We start from the raw sequence: 19,384 nt of genomic DNA, 5'->3' as shown, positions 1-19,384 counted from the left end.
CTCCTTATCTCATTTGAGCTGCTGTCTCGCCAATGATGCGAATGCCTTTACGTATATTCTCATCGCTGACTCTGGAGAAACCCAGACGCATCGTGTTTACACCCTGACCGGGTTCCAGATAAAAGGTATCCCCTGGTGTGAACGTTACACCTTTCACTTTACAGGCTTCCAGCAGTTCACGGGTTCTGTATTCGGACGGGAACTGCACGAACAGATGCAGACCACCCGCACCGGAAATTCGGCACATTGGCAGATACTGTTTCAGGCAACGCACAACCAATTCATATTTTCGCTTATATTCGGTGCGAGCTCGCTTCAAATATTTCTCGAAATTACCGTTGCTCAGATATTGATACAATAATGATTGGTCCAGCGTGGAGGTATGGATGCTGCGTGCCCGTTTCATACTCTCCAGATAATCAATCAGCGCCGCATCCGCAATAATCCAACCCACCCGCAGACCTGGGAACAGGACTTTGGAGAAGCTGCCCAGATACACCAGTCCATTGCCTTTGCCCATGCTGGCGATCAGGGGAGAGACATGCGAACCGGAATATCGCAATTCTTCGTTAAAACCGTCTTCAATAATCGGTACCTGATACTTGTTCATCAACCGGATGATCTCTACCCGTTTCGCAGGGGACGTCACAATCCCGGTTGGATTGTGATAGGATGGCACGAGATACGCCAGATCATATGGACTTGCCTCAAGTTCATGTTCCAGTTGCTTCAAGTCCAAACCATCCGGCTCCATGTTCACACCGGTCAGGTGGAACTGGTGCAACTTTAGATTTTTGATCGCCGTGTGGTGCGTTGGATTCTCGCAGAGCGCTTTTCCGCTTTTTTTGCGTAACACTCCAAGCACCAGATCGAATCCTTCCGTGAATCCGTTGGTGATCAGGATGTCCTTGCCACGGAGGTCAACACCTTTGTTCTCCATATAACGTAGTAAATAGTTCATCAGCGGTCTGTATCCTTGCGCATATCCGTAATTCAGCAGTACTTCGCCCTCAAGTGACATGCGATCCAGAAAAGCCCGTTTCACGTTGTGCAGATCAAACAGCTTTTCATCCGGCGCTATGCTGGTAAACGATATCTCACCGCGCTCTGCTCCGGAGCCATGCTTCATCAGATCGTACTGCTCTGCCTGAATTGCATACTCGCTTACCTCCGTCGTCCAGTCCAGTTCCCAGCTTGCTGCTGCCTCAGGTGTTTTGATGGAGGTACTGACGTAATTGCCCTTGCCTTTGACTGCATAGATCAGACCTTCATCTTCAAGCTCGGCATAAGCGAGCAGGACCGTGCTGCGACTAACCTTCATGAGTGTACTGAGTTCACGGGTCGAGGGCAGTTTTTGTTTAGCTTGCAGGCCGCCTTTGAGCATCAATCGCTTCATATAATCTTTGACTTGTATATATACAGGGCGGTCCTCCGTCAGTTGCAGATCGGAATACATCCCATCACTCCCTCTACTGGTATCTTGTCATATTATAAACCCCGCAGAAAGAACCACGATACCTCTGTTTCCCTGAGCGTGTGGTTGGTTGTTCGCACAAACGCAAAAAAGCCCTGGCAGTATGCCGGGGCCTGGTGGTGAAACTTGATCCATTTTCTATAGTACTGCTGCTATAATTTCTACAGTTGTATTGCATGACTAGTCTCTCTAGGATCGATAGCTATCTGACCTTCTACGTGTGTCTATTAACTTCAGTACGACTATAATTGCAGGCTTTCTAGGTGATACTTAAAATCTACAGTGAATCATGAATCTAGGTCTTTCTAGGTTTGCTTGCTGCAAGGGTCGATTAGATGATGAATCCACAATCTATAAGCTAGGGTTCTTGCTAACTGTACTCTTGTCGTGATCACGTAACAGAATTCAGCATGAAAAAGATATTCAATCATAGGGTACAATAGACGGAGGTAGATATAAAGACGTATGTCTCAGTGCCCAATTTCTTCCTCATACCCCTATAGTACCACTTTGAATCAGGGAAGTTAACCTTTTTTTTGAAATATTTGTCGTAATAGCGAAAATTGCGTGAATTGTACTTCATATAGATTGAAATGGTGTCCCTTTATAATATGTGATAGGATGAAAACCTATAGATAATGAGGAAGTGAGCCTATTGATTAATATTACCGTGCCAACACCGGATGTAACCATCACAAAGCAGGCTGATCCACAGCTTAGCCACATTTATGGATTTACTGATTTTCACCTGATTACCCGGGAACTAGGCGGGATTTTCATGTTTTACAATGCCGCTGGAGAGTTGTTATTTGTCGGGAAAGCACGAAAATTAAGACCACGTATCAAAAAGCATTTTGAAGACACAGTATCACCAATTAAGAATCACCGCGAAGAAGTAACGAAGATTGAAGTATGCCTGGTTGAAGATCCTGTAGATCGTGAAATTTACGAGACGTATATCATCAACACGATGCGTGCGAAATACAATGTAGATAAAGTCTTGTACAAATAAGACGCTTAAAAAGCACATGAACATGCAATGTCTGGGACATATGTCCTAAGTGTTGCGCCAGTGGGTAAGGATGTGATCGAAGGATTGCATCCGATTCCTTCTGGTGCTATCCCGATCTTTTTGAGGGAGTAGCTTGTAGAATTTGAAACGTAGTAAACCCAAGCTTAGTATCATAGATATACCAAATACATATGAAGAGGTGATTGTGTTGATCGGTCGTAGCGGTAACCCTACACTTAAAGACAGCACGTTTGAAAACAGAGGATATGGAGAAGATCGGTATCAGAATTACATGACGATCAACGGCACGGTGAACAAAGCGTTTATTACGCTTGTGATTCTGCTGGGCAGTGCGTTTGCAACATGGATGATGTTCTTTAACGGACAACAAGTGATGCCGCTCGCTTATGGTGGATTAATTGTTGGTTTCATTCTGGCACTTGTGATTTCGTTCAAACCCGTAGCGGCACCGTATCTCGTACCTGTCTATGCCGTGGCAGAAGGCCTGTTCCTGGGAGCACTCTCCGCAACCTATGAGTCACTGTATAACGGAATTACCTTGCAGGCGGCTCTGTTGACCATGGCTGTATTCATCGCTCTGCTGGTGGCATACAAAACCAGATTGATCAAAGCTACGGAGAACTTCAAGTTGGGCGTTGTTGCTGCAACTGGCGGCATCATGATCATGTATCTGTTGAGCTTTGTACTGGGTTTCTTCGGCATTTCAATTCCTTATCTGCATGATAACAGCTTGATTGGCATCGGTATTTCGGTCGTTATCGTCATTGTGGCTGCCCTCAATCTCGTCCTTGATTTCGACTTCATCGAGGGTGGTGCTGAACGTGGTGCGCCCAAGTATATGGAGTGGTACGGTGCATTTGGATTGATGGTAACGCTGGTATGGCTGTACATTGAGATCATCCGTCTGCTTGGCAAATTGCGGAGCCGGGACTAGTTTCATAAAATCCTTCTTCCTCTGACTCAGAATCGCATTCCCCAAAAAGTTGATGGGTGTAGAAATACGCCGTTGGCTTTTTGTTGTTGTCTATGAATGAGTCTAATACCAGATCGAAAGGAGTAGCCTCATGTTACTGGAAAATGAAGTGCACAGAAAATGCCTTCATTCCGATCGAGGCATCCACCACACTCATCTCGATTTTAGAAGAGAGTGAAACGTATGGGGTTGGCAAACTATGTTTAGAAGAGGAATTTGGCGGGGATAACGCTTCACAAGAGTCGTTCTTTGGTCATTTTAAGGATGTAATCTGCAGCATGCTGGACTAAGTCAAAGTATACATGACTTAGAACAACTACAGACACCGGTGGAACTTAAAAATGAATGATCTTTGTTAAATACGGAGATCATCTTCTAGAAGCCGTATAGATATTTTGTAAGAAATGTCCTTTACATAAGGTGTAGTTTATTTTCAAATTTATTATCTATCTTTAATAATTACCCAGCACTTAACCAAATAAAATAGTTCATTATCAAACTGCCAAATCCATTCAGATTCCTTCAGAATATTGCTTTGAGGTATATGATGTAAAATAGACTCAGATGTTACTCGTCCATTAATGACCAATCCCCCTTTTATTAATTCAATTTGACTTTGAATGTTTTCATCCATCATTAAAGCTGGATCGTTTATAACTTTGGTAAGAGGTAGAGGGGAGTTATCTATAGAACCCCACGCATATTGTTCTGAAGATATTATTCCTATACCACCTCGTTTAAGTAAATCCCAAACTTGCTTTACATGTCTGTCAGCGATTATATCTCCTAATTCTTTTGTCATAACTATCACTTCGTCGTTTGAAGAATGATCAGTTATCTTAGATATAGGAAGGATTAACTGACTAGAAACAGTCGAAGAAATAGCTAACGAATATTGAGTTTGAAATATTTTGATTGGACATAATTCAGCACTAAAAAGTTGTTGTAACAATTCCTTAACTGCAACAGAATTTTTGTCTAAGTCCTGAAGATCTAAAATGGAAATTTGCTCAGGATAACCTACTATATCCCTAGTAATTAAATTAACTTTACTTTGCAACTCCGTATCTACTCTATCCTTAGCCTTAATTAAGGTTGCAGAATCTACATCTAGTAAATCAGTTTGTTCATAGTTTTCAACGATTTCATTGAATGGAAGATCGTATAAATTTCCTGCACCAATTATTACGCTGTTATCAAAGTTTTCACCAAAAAACTCGGAAATGCCAATAATCTTTTTTAACTCATTTCGATGTGAGTCCCAAGTTGATGGAAGTTCGAATTGATTAATCTTATTAAAGAACTCTTGAATTATTGCAACATCTTTATTCATAATCAGTTTTGTCATCTCCAATATGTTTATTAACTGTTTACTGAACTTTGTGAAAAGCGATATAATACAATGATTCTTTTTGCAATTTGGAGATTGATTTTGATCATTATGGATAATATTTCTAAAATAAAATCTAACAACCTGCCTCCATATCATTAAAGTGGGCTGGTTGTTAGATTTTTTATATTTTTTGAATTCACCGAAAACATAAAACTATTTAAGTAAAGTAAATTAAAAAATATTAACCTCATTTATATCTGTATCAGATTTCTTACATATTAAACATGTCTAAAATCTCATTCTTAATTCGTTCATGTTCAAAAAGTTCTTCGTTCTCTCCTTCAACTGAAATTATATCAGATGTATTATTCTGTTCAGCGGAGAATGAATTTGGTGTTGAAATCTTATCATTTAAATCAAACACTCCATTTTCCCTATTAATAATACTATAATCTCCAAAAGTGTTTTTCTTTAACGCAATAATGTAAGTGTGCCCTTTCTGCATTTCAACGTAGCCATCACGTGTGATTTTTTGTTTGCCATCCAAACTTTGGACATAAGAGACGGGTTCAATAACTGTTAAAAACTCTTCGTTCCAGTCCCCCTTTAGAATATTCTCCACTCTCAGCTCTGTTTTAGTAGAAAAATCTTGAACTGCTCCGGTTAAATAAGTAGTAACATCATGTTCACGATCATCAAAATCTGCAACAGGACTCGCGATGACAACCAGTTCTGCTGAACTGACCAAACTATCTGCGTTATCATATGATATGTAGGTTGAATCTACATCCACTATTCCACTTTTATAGCTGTTAAATATGAAAAAGTAATAAGCAGCAAAAAGTCCAAGGACTATAGCAAAGCCTGTAATCCACTTTTTCTTATGATTTATCAACATTCTCAAAACCTCCAATTAAATTAGATGATTATTAAAATAAAGGTAATACTGATTTAATTTCCCCATTTACTCTTTAATTCAGCTTTATCATACGTTTGTGGTCCAAAAATAGTCTCTTGAGAATTAGACTTTGGTTTCATTATTGATTTAGAGGCATTGCTACCTGTTGTATGGGCCAAGCCAAGTGCGTGTCCGAATTCGTGCGATACAATTGACTTACGAAGGTCACTAGTATTCATTTTGCCGGCAGATATAGTGTTATGATAAAGCGATATTACAGAGTAATCCCAGTTAAATAGGTCAGGTGGTGCAATAATATTAGCAGGCCAAGATATCATATATGGCATTGCTTGACCCAGAGTCTCAGCGTCTGTAGTAGTTCCAACATAAACTTCATCCGTGCTATTCCCGGTTTTAACAGTAGTTTTACCTATATTAACCTTTGAGGATATCCCGTTCCAGCTTTGTCTACCTGCATCAACAGAGCCCGTATAACCGTATGAACTTACGGAAGAGTCATACCAGGCCGAGTACTTGCCCTCAAGCCTTTTTTTTGAGAAAACATCCGCCGATACAAAACTTGAAAACAATACTACTGAACTTAAAACAGTAAGGGCAACAGCAATTTTTTTTCTTTTCATAATTTTCTTCCTCTCAGTATATTCTATAATTCAAAAAAATCCCTAATTGCTCATGTCTTCAAAAGATAATGAGTATCTTTATTTCTTTGTTAAGAGAATTATTTGGCAGGCACGAATTGAAAATATAAACCACTCATATCTATATTAAAAAAAGAGAGCCTAATGTTACATATCAAAATCCCCTTTCAAAAAGATTAAATCAAAAATTCTAATTATATTTTTAATAACATACCCTGACTATTTCTTTAAAAATTCGGATACTTGAGATAACATATTTTGATTACAATAAATTAATATATCCCATTTAAGTTATAAAAATATATATTTTGATTTTATATTCTTTATAATACATATTTAACCAATGAATATCAATACTCTTTTATTTATTAATTTTAATAAGTTATAAATTAAGTCTAAAAAATAACCAGTGAATTAATATTTTAGCTTATATCGTTAAGTTGATTAGTAGAGCGAAATCTAAGATATCTTTCAAATTAAATTGATAGAAATTGAAACACAGGCGCAGTTTCGGTGTGAATATACGAATAAACGTCCTAAGGTAATGTAAAAGGAGATGGTTTTTACTATTCTCACCAAGTCAACTTCAAGATTTGGTATGTTCGTCTAAATAACAGCATAATTTTTTCATAAGAACATTTTTTAGCATTTTTTTTCGCTTGGTTTGCTCTTTACTTTTTTCTTGCCTGCACAAAAAAAACAAACGGCACAGGGTTTTTCCCATGCCGTTATACTTCAATTTTTTTATCCTGGTCTTATCTTTGAGCTTAAATTAATAACATTGGTTTATACCCTGCCTTCATAATAAAACTTGATACATTTCTTCAGTTGTGATGAAATCCGGCTGAGCAGGCAAATCTTCTCCTGCGGAACAAGCTGCCAACATATGTCCGTGATCAAGCCGTAGACTTAGGAATTGATAAGAAGTCGCTTCTGGCGAGTGCCAGTCTCCGTCCACATTACGAATTAGGGCGAAGGAGTCCAATGGTATGGACAACCCCATACCGACTGCCTTGATATAACTTTCCTTCAGTGTCCATAGACGGTAGAAGGTTTCCAGCCGACGATCGTCAGGCTCGGCAGCCAAGAACTGGCTTTCCTTAGGAGAGAAGAAACGCTCTGCAATCTGCATGTCAATTGGAGCTATCTTTTCCACATCCACGCCTAGTTCATCTGTACTGCCGGAGATCAGAGCAATCCAATCACCAGAATGGGAGACGTTGAATTGTACATCCGAATGGTGACTGAGCGAAGGTTTGCCGTAGGAATTACGGGTAAAAGAAAGCTCAGCAGGTCTCAGTCCAGTTAACTTGCTCAAAGTCACACGAGTCAATATCTCTCCCAGCACGGAGCGATACGCGTCAGCCTGACGCACAAAACGCGAAGCCTGAGCACGTCGCTCCGCAGAAACTTGCGATAGCAATTGGTTCCAGTTCGCCTCGGGCAATACTTCTGGAACTTGGAGTACACGAATAGTTATCATCATTAATCACCTGAATACGTATTCGGCGCAGTTCAGTAACTTTCCTTTATATGGAACGTCCCCTCAACTCTTCCTCCCAAATCATCACTATACGGATGCCCCTAACAAGCAAGCCGATTGTCTCGCTTTTCATGTTAAGGCCTCAGGTTTTGCATCTTCCTCTTCATGCTTCCTGTACTCGTTTCCATTCTGTATGCGCAGCCTGTATTCGCTCCCACATATCTTGGCATTCCAGTTCGCTGTAATTCACCAAGGGTTCATAGAATATTTCAGTTAATACGTTACGCCACTCGGTATAATTCCGGATCTCCTTTTTCCGGATTCCTTCCATATCATGTGTTCGAAGCATACATCCACGTAGTTCATGACTGCGGATCTCATTCCGCTGACGAAGCAAAAATACGTTATGCCAAGGTGATTCGACTGCCCGACTGTAGAATTCATGTTTGGGAATGAACTCTTCCAGGCTGGTAATTGCTTCAGGAGCATAGTCCACACCTTCACTTGGCCCATTCGGCTCGTACTCAAGCCGCCATCCCCCAGCCACAACAGATGATGGCATCAATTGGTACGTGAACGGAGCTGAACCATAGGTTCCATAACGAAGTGGCAGAGGTTCAAAGGGCATTCCGCCGAGACCTACATCTACAATCCAGCGTTCAACTGTCGGGTCAGCATCTGGCAGAAGCACAGATAGACCGAGATGGAATGAGTTCACACGGGGTTGTTCCCCATGAGGCTGTACTCCCCCGCGATGCCAATCAACCGTATAACCCAGCGAGCGGAGAAGAACACTAAATGCACCATTTAGATGAAAGCAGTAGCCGCTACGTCCCTGTAATATAAGCTGAATTGAATCTTGAAGACTGATTTCCGCAGGAAGACCTGCAAAAATATCGAGCGTTTGCCAGGATAAATATTGCACATGGGCTCGCTGGAGTTCAAATAAGAATTCCAGTGTAGGTTCCTTTATATCATCTATGCCGATCCGTTTCAGATAGGCCTGTATTTCAGCTGTATTCAATAGTTCAATCATTATTCAGATCACCTCACGTCATATAGTGGGCTGCAGGCGATGGTTATAAACTTCTGCTGCCCTGTGTTCATTGTAAAAGCGAACGGATGAAAACGACATCATCAGTTGTGCAGATTGTAACGGTACAATTATTGAACAAAGCCTTGAAATTCATCTCAAGAGATGGGCATAGTTCTGATTTCATTGAAATACAATATATGGATGAGCTATTTCTTTTTCCGGGGTATGCTAACCCTTTGGAGTGGATATAGGTTAGAATATAGATAGATAGCAGGATTAGGAGATGGAAAAATGGCTAATGATGAAGTGATTTTGACACAGGAAGGCTTGGAAAAGCTGGAGGACGAACTGAAGGATTTGAAGACGGTGAAGCGTAAGGAATTGGCAGCTCGTCTGAAACTCGCGATCAGTTACGGTGACCTGAAGGAAAATAGTGAGTATCATTCAGCCAAAGATGATCAGGCCTTTATGGAGACCCGGATTTTGATCTTGGAGAAGATGCTGACAAAAGCCAGAGTCATCTCTTCAGACAATATAGACTCCAACAAAGTGAGCATTGGATCCACGGTGTTGCTTAATGACATTGAGTTCGCCGAGAAGATTGAATATAAAGTGGTTGGCCCTGCCGAGGCCGATGTTGCGGATAATAAAATTTCGTACGAGAGCCCGCTGGGCAAGGAGATAATGGGCAAAGAAGTGGGCAGCGTCATTCATGTCAATGCTCCGATGGGCGTTATCAAGTACGAGTTACTTCAAATTAAAGTGTAATTCAAAAAGAGAGGTGCTTCGCAGTCATCCAAATGGCTGAGGGGACACCTCTTTTTGATTCTATTGGGCTTTAACGGTTGGGAATACGGATTTGTTGAAACTTCATACGGTTGGACTAACGGACTTTATCACATACTGTGTTTAAGGAACTTATGAGCTGAAGATTTCCGTATGTTTTATATGTAAAAAAATAACATTTCGACAAATTTCGAATTTCGAATGACCTGACAAGTTGAGTAGTATATAATTACGGGAAAACTTTAATGTGATGGAGTAGATACGATGAATTTTAGTAAGCCTAATCTAGATCAAGACAACGCTGGCAAAGGAGAACGTTTCTCCCAAGCTGGATTTATCCTGGCGGCCATTGGTAGTTCGGTTGGTCTGGGCAACATGTGGAAATTCCCATACATTACGGGTGAGAACGGAGGGGCTGCGTTTTTCCTGCTCTTCATCGTTTGTTTGCTGCTGATTGGTCTGCCAGTGCTCCTGGCTGAACTTGCGATTGGTCGCAGTGGCAGAGGTAGTGCAGCTACGGCTTTTATCAAAGCAGGTGGACATAAAGGTTGGCTCGCAGCCGGTTTGCTGCAAGTACTGACTCCTTTTATCATCCTCTCTTTTTATGTCATTATTGCAGGGTGGACCTTGCAATATGCAATTACGTCATTCAGTGGAACATTGTTTAACAATCCGGATTATGCCGGACAGTTCGACTCCTTCATAGGTGGCTATATGCCGATTGTATGGCAACTGGTCGCGGTCCTCATTACAGGCTGGATTGTAGCCAAAGGGGTATCTAACGGAATCGAGAAGTTTAACAAGGTACTGATTCCGGCGATGTTGGTACTGCTCATTATCCTGATGATTCGTGCAGTTACATTGCCGGGTGCGGGAGCTGGGGTATCCTTCTTCCTGAATCCGGACTTCTCACAGCTTACAACGGAATCCGCACTGGTAGCGCTTGGACATGCCTTCTTCTCCCTGTCACTGGGGATGGGTATTCTTGTAACCTACGGTTCGTATGTGGATAAAAATCAATCTCTCGGTGCGGCAACCGTCGCCGTTGGTGCAGGTGACCTGATCTATGCATTCATTGCGGGTCTAATCATCTTCCCAACAACATTCTCGTTTGGTATTGCACCGGACCAAGGACCTTCACTGATCTTTGTGGCACTTCCGGCGGCCTTCTCGGCGATGCCACTTGGTTTCTTGTTTGGTGGACTGTTCTTCATCCTGCTGGCTATTGCGGCATTAACGTCAGCAGTATCCTTGCTGGAAGTTCCGGTGAAATATTTCATGGAACGTTTGTCCTGGAGCCGCAGTCGTTCGGTGTGGGTTATCTCTCTAGCGGTCTTCATCGTAGGACTTCCTTCGGTATTGTCGCTCGGCTTGCTGCCTGAATGGACGATTGGATCGAAGAGTGTGTTCGACTGGATGGACTTTGTAGCATCCAACATCCTGCTGCCTGTAGGTGGACTGCTTGTAACGATTTTTGCCGGATACTTCTGGAAAACGGCTGCGGAAGCTTCCGGCCTGCGTTCCGGATGGTTCCGGGTGTGGCTGTTCATGCTGCGTTACGTGGCTCCGATCCTGGTTTTGCTGGTTCTACTGCACACATCCGGCATCATTCACTTCTAATGGTGAAGGCCCGATAGGGTTAAATATGGTCTGTTGTGCAGATTTACCATGGATAAAACCTCTTGGAAGAAATGCAAAAGCCCTTGTTTTCCCTCGTCAATTTTGGGACAATACGGAGTAGAGGTTTTTTAGGTAGGACCGATAAGCCATATGCTTTTTTGCGAAAAGAGGATTATACAATGAACAAATCATCCATATATGGATTAACATTAGAGCAATTACGTTCCTGGCTGCCGGAGCATGGGCAGAAAAAATCCCGTGCATCCCGGATCTGGGAATGGTTATATCAAGAGCGTGTACACGATTTTCCCGCGATGTCTGATGTCCGTCAAGAATGTCTGGATGTTCTTTCCGAGCATTTCACCATGAACTCGCTGAGCGAACATGTGAAGCAGGAATCGGCAGATGGTACCGTGAAGTTTCTGCTTCGGATGCAGGACGGCAACCTGATTGAGACGGTATTAATGCGACAGAAATACGGACTTACCGTCTGTGTAACCACACAAGTGGGTTGTAATATTGGCTGTAGCTTCTGTGCGAGCGGTCTGATCAAGAAGAGCCGTGACCTGACCGCTGGAGAGATTGTGGAACAGATTATGCATGTGCAGCGACATCTGGATGCAGCGGGTCAAGACGAGAGGGTAACTAACGTGGTTGTGATGGGGATTGGTGAACCATTCGACAACTTCCAGCACATGAGTGATTTCATCGAAGTCATCAAGGATCGCAAAGGACTGGCACTTGCCGCCAAACGGATTACTGTGTCCACGAGTGGCCTTCCGGACAAGATCAAGGAATTTGCAGACAGCAGTCTGCAGGTTAACTTAGCGATCTCTCTGCATGCACCTAATAATGAACTGCGTACACACATCATGAAGATCAACCGGGCTTTTCCGATTGAGCAATTGATGGATGCGGTGGATTATTATCTGGCTACAACGAACAAACGCATCATGTTTGAGTACATCCTGTTACGTGATGTTAACGATCAACGTGAGCATGCCGCGGAGCTCGCTGAACTGTTGTCCAGTCGCAGAAGTATGGTCAGTGTGAATCTGATCCCATACAACCCGGTGGATGAGCACAGTCAGTATCAACGGAGTACAGAAGAGTCGATTCTGGGCTTCTATGATACACTCAAAAAGAACAACATCAACTCCACTGTACGTATGGAACATGGTACCGATATCGATGCTGCCTGCGGACAGTTGCGCAGTAAACAAATGAAGAACAACGCTGTCGAATCCGAACCAGGCCGTCTGGCACTGGGATAAGATACAACGCGGAGCTGGCAAGTAAGTTAGGATACTTGGTTGTATAATTATTAGTGCCTGTACTTTGTACGCCCGTTGTTGAGTTCGCGAATGCGTTGCCTGAATGCAAAACGCCTCTGTATATCACTGAGAAGTGATAACGGAGGCGTTTTTTTGGAATGTCATTATTTCAGTTTTTTGGTCATCAGCAGATGGGGAATGCCATCTTCCATAAATACTTCCGACGCGGGTGCATATCCGAGACGTTCGTAGAACCCGGAAGCTTGTACCTGTGCGTGCAGCTTGGCTTTCTCAAGACCATCAGCAACAGCCATCTGCTCCAGTTTGTCGATCAGCACACGGCCCAGGCCGTGTTTGCGGTAATCAAGCATGACACAGATCCGTTCCAATTTGGCGACCTTTTCCACAATGCGCAGTCTGGAGGAAGCAGCAGGTACACCGTCTACGTAGAGCAGAATGTGGCGCACCTCCGCGTCTAATGTATCATAAGCATCGAATTCGTCCGCTGCGGATACGCCTTGTTCTTCGACGAAAATAGCCGTACGAATGGCGAAGCAGGCATCGAGCAATTCCTGATTATTAACTTCAACAATCGTTGTATTCATGAATGTTTCTCCTTTGGACGATAGTAATCATAACCGGGCATGATAAACTGGTGTATAGCATAATCATTGCAGCCGTTCCATGTGAGTATGATGGTTAAAATTCAATTCAATTTAACTGTAGTTATATCACTATTTATGTTGTGAATGCAACAATTTTATAAAAGGGCGTGAGCGCATTGACTGATAAAAAAGAAGTGTTGCGTGAAATTGGCATGATTGCCCGCTGTCTGGATTCGATCAGCAATGTCGAATTTCAACATCTGAACTTGTCCCGAGGCCAATATCTGTATCTTTATCGCATATGTGAGAATCCGGGCATTATTCCCAACCAGCTGGCTGAACTAATCAAAGTAGATCGAACGACAGCGGCCAGAGCGATTAGCAAACTCGAATCCGATGGATTTATTGTCAAACAGTCGGCAATAGACAATAAGAAGAACAAGTTGTTATATCCGACAGAAGCTGGCCTGAAAGCATGGGAATTCATTCGTAAAGAGGGCGAGCATTCCGACCAGGTGACGCTGGACGGCTTTACGGATGAAGAGATAGAGACCGCGGTTAAGCTTCTCCGCCGAATGCGCCACAACATCGAGGTAGACTGGAAATTTGTCAAAAAGGGCGGACGGCGGTCCTACATGGATATCTCAGAATGAACAATACCTCTATCCTTGACCCCTACACCCCAGACCCTAGCCGAACCGATCTCAAGGAGCAGAGTAGTCATTATCTCACAATAGCAAAAGTACAGGAGGGAATCATGAAGAGAATGAACCGGAAAACAGTAACGTGGTTGGTCATATTGGTGGTCAGTATTGCAGCAGCGTTCATTATTTTCATGAAGGAGCGGTTCGTGATGAATGAATTATCCCCTACAGTATCCTTTGTCCAAGATCATATGACCAATCCCAATGGTTTACTTGCGTCCTATTTGCAGGATGCCACATCCGAAAAAGCGGATATCGTAGCAGGCAGAGAGGTTTTATCTGAATCACTTGGTCTTTGGATGCAATATGCTGTAGCCAAGAACGATCAGGCGTTATTTGAGCAAAGCTATGAGCTGCTGACGACCTATTTCCTCATGCCGCAAAAATATATTGCCTGGAAGCTGGATGCTGAGGGAAAATCTCACGTGACCACCAACGCGCTCGGTGATGATTTCCGAATTGTCGGTGCCTTATTAAAGGCAGCAGATCAATGGCAACAGGGAAGAGAAGCCAAAATGGCAACGGCCTCGGATATTTCCCGTACACTGACGCAGTCGGTTCAGAATAAAGGATATTATGTTGATTTTCACGATTTTGGCAATGGTTACTCCGCGGATATGTTAAGCCTGGTTTATGTGGATCTACCGTCTCTCCAATTAATGGAGAAGCATGAATTGCTGGAGCCGGGCACATATGCCAAGTACGAATCTATGTTGAAGAGTATGCCGGATGACGGGATATTTTATCCGAAAACATTCAATGTGGGGACGAAAGAGTATACATATGATGACACAGTGAATCTGATTGATCAGCTGATCGTAGCGAACCATCTAACTGCGACCAGCCGCAAACCGGACAAGCTCATTGCTTTTTTGAAAAAAGAATTCAATACCCGTCATCAGCTGCCGGGACAATATAAGCGTAGTACTCGCACACCTGCGGTATCTTACCAATCTCCATCCGTATATGGACTCGCGATGCTGCTTGCGGTTCAGTCAGGTGATCCAAAATGGGCGAAACAGCTGTATAAGCATATGATCAGCATGCGTAGTCTGGACGCCAGTTATCCAGGCGGATATGTATTTAGTGGAAACACACATATGTTTGATAACCTGTTTCCTTTGCTTGGGGAGACTGAATTACAAAAGTTACTTAAAAAGTAATAAAAATGTCATTTAATATATTCAACAATGTGTTAACATGATGTTTGTCTATTCATGTCATATATTGTTTACTCGAAATATCACTAACCAATCTACTGGAGAGAAGAAACCTATGAGGAATAAAGCACCCATCCTTCGTATTGCATGGGGATATGCGAGTTTGATTGGATTAGCCGTAATCCAGCAGCTCGTTGTCTATCTTAAGATTTATATGAATCAGAGTTATACTACACTGGATGTGGTGTTTAGTATTGTGTCGCTTGGAGCGCTGATCCTGGGTTTTGTGATACCTGTCGGGGTATCTGTCGTCGCCGGATTTATCTATCTGGTCTCTTATTTTGTATGGCTTGTTACCTACGCGGATGTAAGTGTACTTACGTTCTCTTGGTGGCTGCTCATTCCAGCCAATGTGGCTGTGGCTGCTTTTATCAAGGCAAGTCTTGTGCGCAATGCGCGTGTCATGGAGCGTCTGCAGGAGCTTCAGGAGCGTAATCCGGAGATTGACCTGGATACCTCTCTGGGTAATAAGGATGCACTTGCGGATACGCTTGTTAAGCAAAGTAATCTAGCCAGACGTTATTCGGAGCAATATGGATTCAGCATGGCGATGTTCAAGATCGAGTTTTTGCCGTTGGTACTGGAATCACTCGGTTCCGTACGTTATGCACAGTTCCTTCTTGAACTATCCACTACCATACAGAAGCAGATTCGGTTTGAGGATTATAAATTTTTTGTGGATCGAGGACGTTTTGTGATTATCTGTCCAATGACCAATGTGGAGTACTTGCCCATCCTGACACAACGGATCAAAAAAGCCATGATGGATCTGCAAATCATCGATAAAAAGGGAAATGAGTTGCAGACGGTTATTCGATCGGGTGCACTGGTATTTCAGAAGGAACAATTCAGTAAGTATGAGGATATCGATGCTGTTATTGCGGCACTGGAACGGAACACAGAGACAGATCTCATTGGTGAATACATCTAGATGCTATGGGGGAGGAGTATTTCTGTGAATTATTTAACATGGTTTGTTCCATTATGTATTGTAGTTAGCAGTTTCTTTGCCATTACGATTCTTATATTAACCTTTGCGACTCTTCGTTTTCGAGGGAAAATTAACAGGAAATATGATCGGAGGAAATTGAATGGCTGATTTCCTGCTGTTGATGTCCATCCTCAGTATTTGGATATCCGTCACCGAGTCGATTGTCATTATGGCTGGAGCTATTCGTTTCATTAACAAACAAGAAAAAAAGGGAATTCAAATTCCTGAAAGTATGGATGATTACCCCACTGTGACTGTCATGGTGCCTGCGCATAATGAAGGGGTAGTTATCGTGTCTACCGTTGAGCATATATTGCGTCTGAACTACCCTGAGCATAAAGTTCAAGTTATTGTTATTGCAGATAATTGTACAGATAATACAGCAGAGCGCCTGAAGGAACTCAAGGCCAAGACGAGTTATGCAGATCGTGACTTTACCATTCTGGAGCGTACCGGTACAGGTGGGAAGTCGGGAGCTTTGAATGATGGCCTTGAACTGGCGTGGGGAGAATGGATATGTATCTATGACGCAGATGCGGCGCCTGAGCGGAATGCATTGATGTTTTTGACACAAAAAGCATTGGAAAACCCGGAGAAGTATGGTGCTGTATTTGGTCGAAACAAAGCTCGTAATCGGGGTCAGAATTTTCTCTCCCGTTGCATTAATCTGGAACTTGTAACGGTCCAACGTGTTCACCATACGGGGCTATGGGAGTTATTCAAACTGGGCACGATTCCTGGTACGAACTATATTATCAAGGCAGCACTGATCCGTGAGATTGGTGGATGGGACCCTGATGCGATCACGGAAGATACGGCCGTGTCGTTTGATATTCTTACTCGGGGTCAGCTTATTGCATTAGCGCCACAAGCAGAGGCTTACCAGCAGGAACCTGAGCAATTATCGGTATATATGAAACAGCGCCAGCGCTGGTCCAAGGGAAATTACCAGGTTGTTATCGACAATGTGAAGCATTTATTTGACCGTACTAGCTGGAGAATTAAACTGCATGTTCTGTACTATGCTGCAAGTTATTTTTGGTTTATGATCGCTATTATTGTATCGGATATTATTTTTGTCTCGAATCTAGTGTATCAGGTTATTGCATTATTTAATCCGAATGTCATTTCTCCCTTCCAGTTCTCAGGGGATGTTTACGTGTATCTCGTAATAGCATGGGCATTAATGTACTACATTTATGTACTACAAATTAATCTCGCACTCTCAGCAGATATTGGGCAAAGCAATACGCAGAATTTTATTGTGGCCTGCCTCTCCTATTTCACATATGCCCAGTTATTTCTGGTCATATCCGTCAAAGCATTTATCTCGCTTATTGGAGATAAGCTATTCCGGAGAGAAACCAAATGGTACAAAACGCAGCGTTTTGGCTGAGAAACATCAACTTATAAATGAAGGGCTGTTTTCTGGATTCGTTCAGAAGGCAGTCTTTTTTACTATGGAAAGATTGGTTGGCATTATGTATACTCTTTCAGGCTGTACATATTGAACGTTGCATAAAGGAAACGGAGGCGTGTGGAATGGGCTACAGAGGACCTGAGTTTTACGATAATGAGGAAAACTTTGAGAAGTATATGGAACGCCGCCAGTGGCAGGAGAATGCCAATGATACGTTAGAGAAACCTGTTATGCTAGAGCTGATCGGAGACGTTGCGGGCAAGAGCATACTGGATCTTGGCTGCGGGGATGCGAGGTTTGGCGTAGAATTGCTCCGTTCTGGTCAAGAGGGTACAACTTACACGGGAGTTGAAGGTTCACTGAATATGGTGCGGGCAGCTAACGAATCGGTTAAAGGCACGAATGCACAGATTGAGCAAGCGTTCATGGAAGACTGGACCTATCCGGCGGGAGCATATGATCTGGTTATATCGAGACTGGCTGTTCACTATATTGAAGATGTGGAGAGCCTGTTCCGCAACATATACAATACTTTGAAAGAGAACGGGACATTTGTATTCTCTGTAGAACATCCTGTGATCACGTCCACACTGCAACCCTCCGGGACTCGAACGGATTGGGTGGTTGATCAGTATTTTGTAGAAGGATATCGGGAGCAGCAGTGGCTGGGCGGTTCTGTGAAAAAGATGCATCGTTCCATTGAATCGTATTTTATGGCATTGCAGCGGGCAGGGTTCCGTGTAGAACATTTGCGCGAGTCAGCACCACAACGTGCTTATTTTGTAAACGAGGAAACCTATCTGCGCAGGCAACGCATTCCATTGTTTCTGTTTTTAAGTGCCCGGAAATAGGATATTGGTAAACGTATAGATAAATAGATGAAACCGTAAAGTTATACTCATAAATTAGAAAGTTCTACACAGAAAACGGTGGATAACACTAGATATAGGAGTAAAAAGCCCGAAATCTATCCACATGTGGATAAGATATCGGGCTTTTACTGTTAAGTTTCTTCACCTATGTTACGTTTGCTGTGTATAACCCCGCAATTATAAATCCGCCGCAGCTCTGACATAGACACGTTCTCCATGCTGATCAACTTCCACAGGTGCCTCGAAGAAGTCGCTAAGCACTTCCGTATTCATCAGATCGCCAGTTAATCCGCTACGGACGACTTCGCCCCGTCGAAGCAGGAGGCTGTGACTGAATACGGGCAATATTTCCTCCGTGTGATGGGTGACATAGATGAGCGATGGGGTATCCGGTCGCTGGGACAATTCACGAATACTCTCCAGCAGTCGCTCTCTTGAGAACAGATCCAGTCCATTGCAAGGCTCGTCCAGAATAAGTACCCGTGGGTTGGCCATAAGTGCTCGTGCAATGAGAAGTTTCTGTTTCTCCCCTTGAGAACAGGTACGATATTCGCGATCCCACAGGTGCCGACAGCCCAGCGTTTGCATCAATTCCTGTGCCTGTTCCAGATCATCATTCGACAGCTTGTCATACAAGCCAATGGTGGCATGTTTGCCGCTGATCACGACATACTGTGTGCGGTCTGTGCCATGCAATTTCTCTTGCAGAGATGAACTGACCCAGCCAATGGATTTGCGAAGCTGTCTCAGATCCACATCCCCATATTCATGGCCTAACACGGATATCTTACCTTCGGTCGGCCAGAGATATCCGGTGATCATGTTCAGAAGTGTTGTTTTGCCGGAGCCATTCAGGCCAAGCAACGCCCAGTGTTCACCGTCATTAACTTGCCAGCTTACATCGTTCAGCAGGGTAAGGGGTCCCCTTTTCCAAGTGACATGCTGTACATCAATAATCATGCGTTATTCCTTCCTTCTGATATCCTCGAGTGTCTTAGGTGTA

Annotated in this window: 19 protein-coding genes; 11 read left to right on the top strand and 8 right to left on the bottom strand. The window is 43.1% G+C overall.

Annotated features, from left to right (window positions below):
* Window positions 1–4: 4 nt before the first annotated feature.
* Window positions 5–1,456, bottom strand: a complete 1,452-nt coding sequence (gene pdxR / locus C170_RS17445) for a MocR-like pyridoxine biosynthesis transcription factor PdxR (protein WP_036612272.1) — start codon at window positions 1,454–1,456, stop codon at window positions 5–7.
* Window positions 1,457–2,129: 673 nt separating this feature from the next.
* Between pdxR and C170_RS17440 the strand changes: the two genes are divergently transcribed.
* The 3 genes from C170_RS17440 to C170_RS17430 all read left to right on the top strand — a co-directional run bounded on the left by C170_RS17440 (window position 2,130) and on the right by C170_RS17430 (window position 3,770).
* A complete protein-coding gene (locus tag C170_RS17440; protein ID WP_036612270.1) occupies window positions 2,130–2,486 on the top strand; it encodes a nucleotide excision repair endonuclease in 357 nt (118 codons plus the stop codon).
* A gap of 208 nt (window positions 2,487–2,694) precedes the next feature.
* Entirely contained in the window at window positions 2,695–3,441 is a 747-nt protein-coding gene (locus C170_RS17435; RefSeq protein ID WP_036612268.1) for a Bax inhibitor-1/YccA family protein, read from the top strand.
* A 143-nt stretch (window positions 3,442–3,584) separates the two neighbouring features.
* Window positions 3,585–3,770 (top strand): hypothetical protein, encoded by a 186-nt coding sequence (locus tag C170_RS17430; protein ID WP_036612266.1) that lies wholly within the window; start codon window positions 3,585–3,587, stop codon window positions 3,768–3,770.
* Between the two features lie 152 nt (window positions 3,771–3,922).
* Here C170_RS17430 and C170_RS17425 read toward each other — a convergent pair whose 3' ends face one another.
* From C170_RS17425 to C170_RS17405, 5 genes are all read right to left on the bottom strand, one after another.
* Window positions 3,923–4,813, bottom strand: coding sequence for a hypothetical protein (locus tag C170_RS17425; RefSeq protein WP_036612264.1), 891 nt, complete (start codon window positions 4,811–4,813; stop codon window positions 3,923–3,925).
* 271 nt (window positions 4,814–5,084) lie between these two features.
* Window positions 5,085–5,711, bottom strand: a complete 627-nt coding sequence (locus C170_RS17420; protein ID WP_036612263.1) for a hypothetical protein — start codon at window positions 5,709–5,711, stop codon at window positions 5,085–5,087.
* A gap of 53 nt (window positions 5,712–5,764) precedes the next feature.
* A complete protein-coding gene (locus C170_RS17415) occupies window positions 5,765–6,352 on the bottom strand; it encodes a matrixin family metalloprotease (protein ID WP_051447258.1) in 588 nt (195 codons plus the stop codon).
* A gap of 817 nt (window positions 6,353–7,169) precedes the next feature.
* Complete coding sequence (locus C170_RS17410) at window positions 7,170–7,856, bottom strand: 4'-phosphopantetheinyl transferase family protein (protein ID WP_081745975.1); 687 nt, start codon at window positions 7,854–7,856, stop codon at window positions 7,170–7,172.
* Window positions 7,857–8,016: 160 nt separating this feature from the next.
* Window positions 8,017–8,886 carry an arylamine N-acetyltransferase family protein gene (locus C170_RS17405; RefSeq protein WP_370739121.1) on the bottom strand — a complete coding sequence of 290 codons (870 nt, stop codon included), beginning with the start codon at window positions 8,884–8,886 and terminating at the stop codon, window positions 8,017–8,019.
* A gap of 294 nt (window positions 8,887–9,180) precedes the next feature.
* Between C170_RS17405 and greA the strand changes: the two genes are divergently transcribed.
* From greA to rlmN, 3 genes are all read left to right on the top strand, one after another.
* Window positions 9,181–9,657 carry a transcription elongation factor GreA gene (gene greA / locus C170_RS17400; protein WP_036612258.1) on the top strand — a complete coding sequence of 159 codons (477 nt, stop codon included), beginning with the start codon at window positions 9,181–9,183 and terminating at the stop codon, window positions 9,655–9,657.
* 282 nt (window positions 9,658–9,939) lie between these two features.
* Window positions 9,940–11,295, top strand: coding sequence for a sodium-dependent transporter (locus C170_RS17395; protein ID WP_036612255.1), 1,356 nt, complete (start codon window positions 9,940–9,942; stop codon window positions 11,293–11,295).
* Window positions 11,296–11,474: 179 nt separating this feature from the next.
* On the top strand, window positions 11,475–12,569 hold the full coding sequence (gene rlmN / locus C170_RS17390; RefSeq protein WP_036612252.1) for a 23S rRNA (adenine(2503)-C(2))-methyltransferase RlmN: 1,095 nt from the start codon (window positions 11,475–11,477) through the stop codon (window positions 12,567–12,569).
* Window positions 12,570–12,733: 164 nt separating this feature from the next.
* Here the strand turns inward: rlmN and C170_RS17385 are convergent, their stop codons facing one another.
* Entirely contained in the window at window positions 12,734–13,174 is a 441-nt protein-coding gene (locus C170_RS17385; protein WP_036612249.1) for a GNAT family N-acetyltransferase, read from the bottom strand.
* A 212-nt stretch (window positions 13,175–13,386) separates the two neighbouring features.
* Between C170_RS17385 and C170_RS17380 the strand changes: the two genes are divergently transcribed.
* The 5 genes from C170_RS17380 to C170_RS17360 all read left to right on the top strand — a co-directional run bounded on the left by C170_RS17380 (window position 13,387) and on the right by C170_RS17360 (window position 18,360).
* Window positions 13,387–13,827: a MarR family winged helix-turn-helix transcriptional regulator gene (locus tag C170_RS17380; RefSeq protein ID WP_036612335.1), complete on the top strand. Its 441-nt coding sequence runs from the start codon at window positions 13,387–13,389 to the stop codon at window positions 13,825–13,827.
* A gap of 104 nt (window positions 13,828–13,931) precedes the next feature.
* Window positions 13,932–15,041, top strand: coding sequence for a glycosyl hydrolase family 8 (locus tag C170_RS17375; RefSeq protein WP_036612246.1), 1,110 nt, complete (start codon window positions 13,932–13,934; stop codon window positions 15,039–15,041).
* A gap of 112 nt (window positions 15,042–15,153) precedes the next feature.
* On the top strand, window positions 15,154–16,029 hold the full coding sequence (locus C170_RS17370; protein ID WP_036612242.1) for a diguanylate cyclase domain-containing protein: 876 nt from the start codon (window positions 15,154–15,156) through the stop codon (window positions 16,027–16,029).
* A gap of 160 nt (window positions 16,030–16,189) precedes the next feature.
* A complete protein-coding gene (locus C170_RS17365) occupies window positions 16,190–17,485 on the top strand; it encodes a glycosyltransferase family 2 protein (protein ID WP_036612238.1) in 1,296 nt (431 codons plus the stop codon).
* A gap of 146 nt (window positions 17,486–17,631) precedes the next feature.
* Complete coding sequence (locus C170_RS17360; RefSeq protein WP_036612235.1) at window positions 17,632–18,360, top strand: class I SAM-dependent DNA methyltransferase; 729 nt, start codon at window positions 17,632–17,634, stop codon at window positions 18,358–18,360.
* Window positions 18,361–18,558: 198 nt separating this feature from the next.
* On the opposite strand, the gene C170_RS17355 is transcribed toward C170_RS17360, so the two are convergent.
* On the bottom strand, window positions 18,559–19,341 hold the full coding sequence (locus C170_RS17355) for an ABC transporter ATP-binding protein (protein ID WP_036612232.1): 783 nt from the start codon (window positions 19,339–19,341) through the stop codon (window positions 18,559–18,561).
* Between the last annotated feature and the right edge of the window lie 43 nt (window positions 19,342–19,384).

The sequence above is a fragment of the Paenibacillus sp. FSL H7-689 genome (assembly GCF_000517905.1).
GTDB lineage: Bacteria > Bacillota > Bacilli > Paenibacillales > Paenibacillaceae > Paenibacillus > Paenibacillus amylolyticus.
Note: the sequence above shows the minus strand (reverse complement) of the source record. Positions and strands in the feature narration are given on the sequence as shown.

Excerpts from the sequence above, each read along its gene's own strand:
- pdxR (WP_036612272.1), bottom strand. The coding sequence starts at position 1,456 with ATGTATTCCGATCTGCAACTGACGGAGGACCGCCCTGTATATATACAA.
- C170_RS17430 (WP_036612266.1), top strand. The coding sequence starts at position 3,585 with ATGAAGTGCACAGAAAATGCCTTCATTCCGATCGAGGCATCCACCACA.
- C170_RS17425 (WP_036612264.1), bottom strand. The coding sequence starts at position 4,813 with ATGAATAAAGATGTTGCAATAATTCAAGAGTTCTTTAATAAGATTAAT.
- C170_RS17420 (WP_036612263.1), bottom strand. The coding sequence starts at position 5,711 with ATGTTGATAAATCATAAGAAAAAGTGGATTACAGGCTTTGCTATAGTC.
- C170_RS17415 (WP_051447258.1), bottom strand. The coding sequence starts at position 6,352 with ATGAAAAGAAAAAAAATTGCTGTTGCCCTTACTGTTTTAAGTTCAGTA.
- C170_RS17410 (WP_081745975.1), bottom strand. The coding sequence starts at position 7,856 with ATGATGATAACTATTCGTGTACTCCAAGTTCCAGAAGTATTGCCCGAG.
- greA (WP_036612258.1), top strand. The coding sequence starts at position 9,181 with ATGGCTAATGATGAAGTGATTTTGACACAGGAAGGCTTGGAAAAGCTG.
- C170_RS17395 (WP_036612255.1), top strand. The coding sequence starts at position 9,940 with ATGAATTTTAGTAAGCCTAATCTAGATCAAGACAACGCTGGCAAAGGA.
- rlmN (WP_036612252.1), top strand. The coding sequence starts at position 11,475 with ATGAACAAATCATCCATATATGGATTAACATTAGAGCAATTACGTTCC.
- C170_RS17385 (WP_036612249.1), bottom strand. The coding sequence starts at position 13,174 with ATGAATACAACGATTGTTGAAGTTAATAATCAGGAATTGCTCGATGCC.
- C170_RS17380 (WP_036612335.1), top strand. The coding sequence starts at position 13,387 with ATGATTGCCCGCTGTCTGGATTCGATCAGCAATGTCGAATTTCAACAT.
- C170_RS17375 (WP_036612246.1), top strand. The coding sequence starts at position 13,932 with ATGAAGAGAATGAACCGGAAAACAGTAACGTGGTTGGTCATATTGGTG.
- C170_RS17370 (WP_036612242.1), top strand. The coding sequence starts at position 15,154 with ATGAGGAATAAAGCACCCATCCTTCGTATTGCATGGGGATATGCGAGT.
- C170_RS17365 (WP_036612238.1), top strand. The coding sequence starts at position 16,190 with ATGGCTGATTTCCTGCTGTTGATGTCCATCCTCAGTATTTGGATATCC.
- C170_RS17360 (WP_036612235.1), top strand. The coding sequence starts at position 17,632 with ATGGGCTACAGAGGACCTGAGTTTTACGATAATGAGGAAAACTTTGAG.
- C170_RS17355 (WP_036612232.1), bottom strand. The coding sequence starts at position 19,341 with ATGATTATTGATGTACAGCATGTCACTTGGAAAAGGGGACCCCTTACC.